Origin of the sequence: Acinetobacter sp. 243_ASPC, assembly GCF_001054715.1 — a bacterium.
GTDB classification, from domain to species: Bacteria; Pseudomonadota; Gammaproteobacteria; order Pseudomonadales; family Moraxellaceae; genus Acinetobacter; species Acinetobacter soli.
In genome coordinates this window covers 1-3,724 of sequence record NZ_JVOR01000139.1, presented here as the reverse complement: position 1 = coordinate 3,724, position 3,724 = coordinate 1, and the positions used below count along the sequence as shown (strand labels likewise).

The 3,724-nt window shown below is 40.7% G+C and carries 2 protein-coding genes, 1 pseudogene and 1 other annotated feature; of the genes and pseudogenes, 1 reads left to right on the top strand and 2 read right to left on the bottom strand.

Going from position 1 to position 3,724, the window contains the following annotated elements; all coding sequences use genetic code 11:
• Positions 1–124: 124 nt before the first annotated feature.
• Both ADA42_RS17440 and ADA42_RS17435 read right to left on the bottom strand, forming a co-directional pair.
• Positions 125–1,288, bottom strand: a complete 1,164-nt coding sequence (locus ADA42_RS17440) for a zinc-dependent alcohol dehydrogenase (RefSeq protein WP_005006199.1) — start codon at positions 1,286–1,288, stop codon at positions 125–127.
• A gap of 408 nt (positions 1,289–1,696) precedes the next feature.
• On the bottom strand, positions 1,697–2,398 hold the full coding sequence (locus ADA42_RS17435; protein ID WP_004282341.1) for an IS1 family transposase: 702 nt from the start codon (positions 2,396–2,398) through the stop codon (positions 1,697–1,699).
• A gap of 132 nt (positions 2,399–2,530) precedes the next feature.
• On the opposite strand from ADA42_RS17435, the pseudogene ADA42_RS18295 reads away from it, so the two are divergent.
• Positions 2,531–3,724, top strand: a pseudogene (locus tag ADA42_RS18295) (IS3 family transposase); the annotation flags it as partial.
• Positions 2,820–2,936: a sequence feature (AL1L pseudoknot), on the top strand. (Overlaps the previous pseudogene by 117 nt.)

The following is a 3,724-nucleotide window of genomic DNA, read 5'->3' as shown; positions in this document are numbered from 1 at the left end:
AATTAGGGGCGCTTTGCATTTCAAATCTTTGTGCAACAAAGCCCTTAAAAACAAGAAAAAGAGGATTGATAAAATGATGATAAAAAATAAAAAAGCGCCTGATGGCGCTTTCCTTTAATCATATTTATGGCGTCAGAATCACTTTACGACAGTCTTCTTCTTTTTTATCAAAAATACGGTAACCTTCCGCAGCATCTTCCAGTTTCATGCGATGGGTAATAATCAGATCTGGAGACAGATCTCCATTTTCAATATGTTCTAGCAACTGCGGCAAGTAATTATGCACATGAGTTTGTCCCATTTTAAAGGTTAAACCTTTGTCAAAGGCATCACCAAACAGGAAGCCGTGAATTGGACCGGCATAAATTCCAGGTACACTCACCACACCGCCGCGGCGGACCGCTGCAATACATTGTCTTAACGCTGAACCACTCGAACCTTCTAATTTCAGGTTAGTCATTACGGTTTCCAGCATGCTGCCTTTGGCTTCAAAACCGACCGCATCAATGACGGCATCGACTCCACGATAACCCGTGGTATTTTGAATGATAAATTCAGCGGCATCGACTTCATCAAAATTGACCGGAATCACCCCATAGGTTTGATGTGCGAAACTCAGACGATAAGGATGGTGATCGACCATAAAAATCTGCTCGGCACCGAGCATCCGCGCACAGGCAGCAGCCAGCAGACCAACTGGGCCAGCACCATAAATCGCCACACTGGAACCTCGACCAACTTGGGCATTGTTCACTGCTTGCCAGGCGGTTGGTAGAATATCGGTCAGGAATAATACTTTTTCATCAGGCAGGGAGCCTGGCACTTTAAATGGTCCGACATTGCCCTTGGGGATCCGCACATATTCAGCTTGACCACCCGGTATACCACCATATAGATGGCTAAAGCCAAATAAAGCTGCCCCTGGTGGAATCTGTTTTTTATTGAGAATTGCACCACGGCCGGTATTGGTATTTTCACAGGAAGCCATGAGTTCATGTTCACAGAAAAAACAGTGACCACATGCAATCACGAAAGGAATAATGACCCGGTCGCCTTTTTTGACTTCGGTGACTTCAGGGCCGACTTCTTCTACAATTCCCATAAATTCATGGCCGAAAATATCGCCATCTTCAGTGGCCGGAATTTTACCCCGGTATAGGTGCAGATCTGAGCCACAGATGGCAGTCGCTGTCACCCTTAAAATGACGTCATCTGGTTCCTGAATCACTGGATCTGGAACGGATTCAACTCGTACATCCCGAGCACCATGATAGGTAAGAGCACGCATGCGGATTTCCTCTCTCTAGTTCAACATTAAACAGACTCGTATCAAGGCTGCCAAAAATAAAAAACACTTTTATTAGAGCCTATGCGCCAAGAAATCGCTGTAAATTAATGTATGAAATAAGACATCCGAGTGTTTAAAAAATAAACTTATATAGGGTTTACGTAATTCGTGAGCTTATGTGTCGAATGAATAGAAAAGAACAGAATTAAAGAAACATCTAGTAATTTCTATAACTTATAGTGAATAGCCACCAATTTTGTAGACACCTTTTAGTTAGATAAAAAAGCAATTTTTTTGATCTTTAAAGAATGAGGATATAGTATTTGTAAAATTACTTAGCTGCTTAAAACTTAATTCTAATTGGTTAATAGGTGAAAAATGGGTAGTGTTTCAAAAAGTATGCTGGCATTAAACGAATCCATTATTGATATAAAAGAACACTAAATCAAAGGCTTTGAAATGATTTTCAAGCTTTTTGGAGAAGTTGCAGCTTCTCCTAAAGCCTCGCCTGATTCGATGCCGTAATCGACAATTATTGCCTTCTATACCCACAGTGAAAAATTTACCAATCAACTGTTTGCATTCTTTAAAGGTCGTAACAAAGCTATCCCAATGGTCACTTGATATACATGTATAGCTTACACCTAACTGCTTCAATTTTAATTTAAGTCGTTTTGCAGTGGCTAAATCTCGGTTACCCCATACATAAGCAACAATTTCACCTGTTTCTCGATGATAGGCATAAATTAGCCATTGTTTATTTTGCTTATGACCAACAAAAGTCCAAAACTCATCTACTTCAAGGGTTTCATAATGACTTTGCTGTGCTCGAAGTTGATATTTTGATTGGCTAAGTGTCCGTAGAACTTTACCGATACTTACTCTTTCAATTTCTGCTATATCCCTGACACCACTGCCTCGCACCATGAGGTGTAATATTTTGGTTTTGATACCTGAGTGACAGCCTTGATAACTGAGAGCATGATCACCAATAAATTGACGTCTGCATATTTTACATTGGTAATTTTGCTTACCATCTACTTTTGTGCCATTTTTCTTTATACTGTCACTTAGGCAGGCTGGACACTTGATTTCTAGAGTTATTCGCATTTCTCTATTTTATCAAAATCCAACCTGCTTTTTTTCAGCATACTTTTTGAAACACCACCCATTTTTTAAATTGATCCTAGACTGAACCGTACCGGGTTTGTCGGAGAGTTAATATTCTGAGAGACTATCCCGATGACAAAATTAAAATATACCCCTGAAATTAGAGAAAGAGCGGTTCAATTATTGATTGAATCTGAAAAAGATTATCCATCGAATTGGGCTGCGATCACCGCTATTGCTCCCTGAGCAGTATACTGCGCAAGGGTTGTACTCCTGAAACACTACGTGCCTGGCATCAAAAGCATTTAGATCAGCAAAATCCAGTTAAAGTACAGCAGCTTTCAGACCAAGAACGTATCAAACAACTCGAACGCGAAAATAAAGAACTGCAACGCGCCAATGAGATTCTACGTAAAGCAGCCGCTTTTTTCGCCCAGGCGGAGCTCGACTGCCCACACAAATAATGGTGGATTTTATCCATAATAATAAAGAGCTGTACGGAGTCGAGGCGATTTGTAGAATTTTACCAATCGCACCTTCAACCTATTACCGCACTCTAGATCTCTGCGAAAATCCAGAACATCGAGCAAAGCGAGATTTACATGACTTGCATCATGCTGAACAAATTAAACGAATTTGGAAGGAAAGTTCAGGTCGGTATGGTGTACGTAAAGTCTGGCAAAAACTGAAACGTGAAGGTTATGTTATCGCACGCTGTACTGTTGCTCGATTAATGAAAAAGCTAGGTATACAAGGTGTTTGGTGAGGTAAGAACAAACAAACCACCCGTAGCCGAGATGACCAAAAACGAGCAGATGATTTAGTGAAACGTAATTTTACTGCTGATCATCCTGACCAACTGTGGGTGAGTGACTTTACGTATATTCAAACAAATTCAGGCTGAGTCTATACCGCCTTTATTATTGATGTGTTCTCACGAGCAATTGTTGGCTGGAAAGTATCTACACGAATGAATACAGATATGGTGCTCGATGCATTGGAGCAAGCATTGCATGATCGAGGCATGCCAAAGAATGTGATTCATCATTCCGACAGAGGTGTGCAATATCTTTCCATTCGTTATACCCATCGTTTAGAAGCAGCAAATTTACGAGCATCAGTCGGTACGACTGGTGATTCATACGATAATGCTTTGGCTGAAACGGTGAATGGCTTATACAAAACAGAGGTGATTGAATATCTAAAAGCAGATTGGCAAGGTTTAGCAGATGTACAACTTGCGACACTAAACTGGGTAGATTGGTTCAATAAAAAGCGTGTACACAGTGCACTGGGTTATGTATCGCCTTTTGAGTTTGAAGCAAT

Bases quoted from the DNA above. Each gene is read 5' to 3' on its own strand.
- ADA42_RS17440 (WP_005006199.1), bottom strand. From the start codon at position 1,288: ATGCGTGCTCTTACCTATCATGGTGCTCGGGATGTACGAGTTGAATCC.
- ADA42_RS17435 (WP_004282341.1), bottom strand. From the start codon at position 2,398: ATGCGAATAACTCTAGAAATCAAGTGTCCAGCCTGCCTAAGTGACAGT.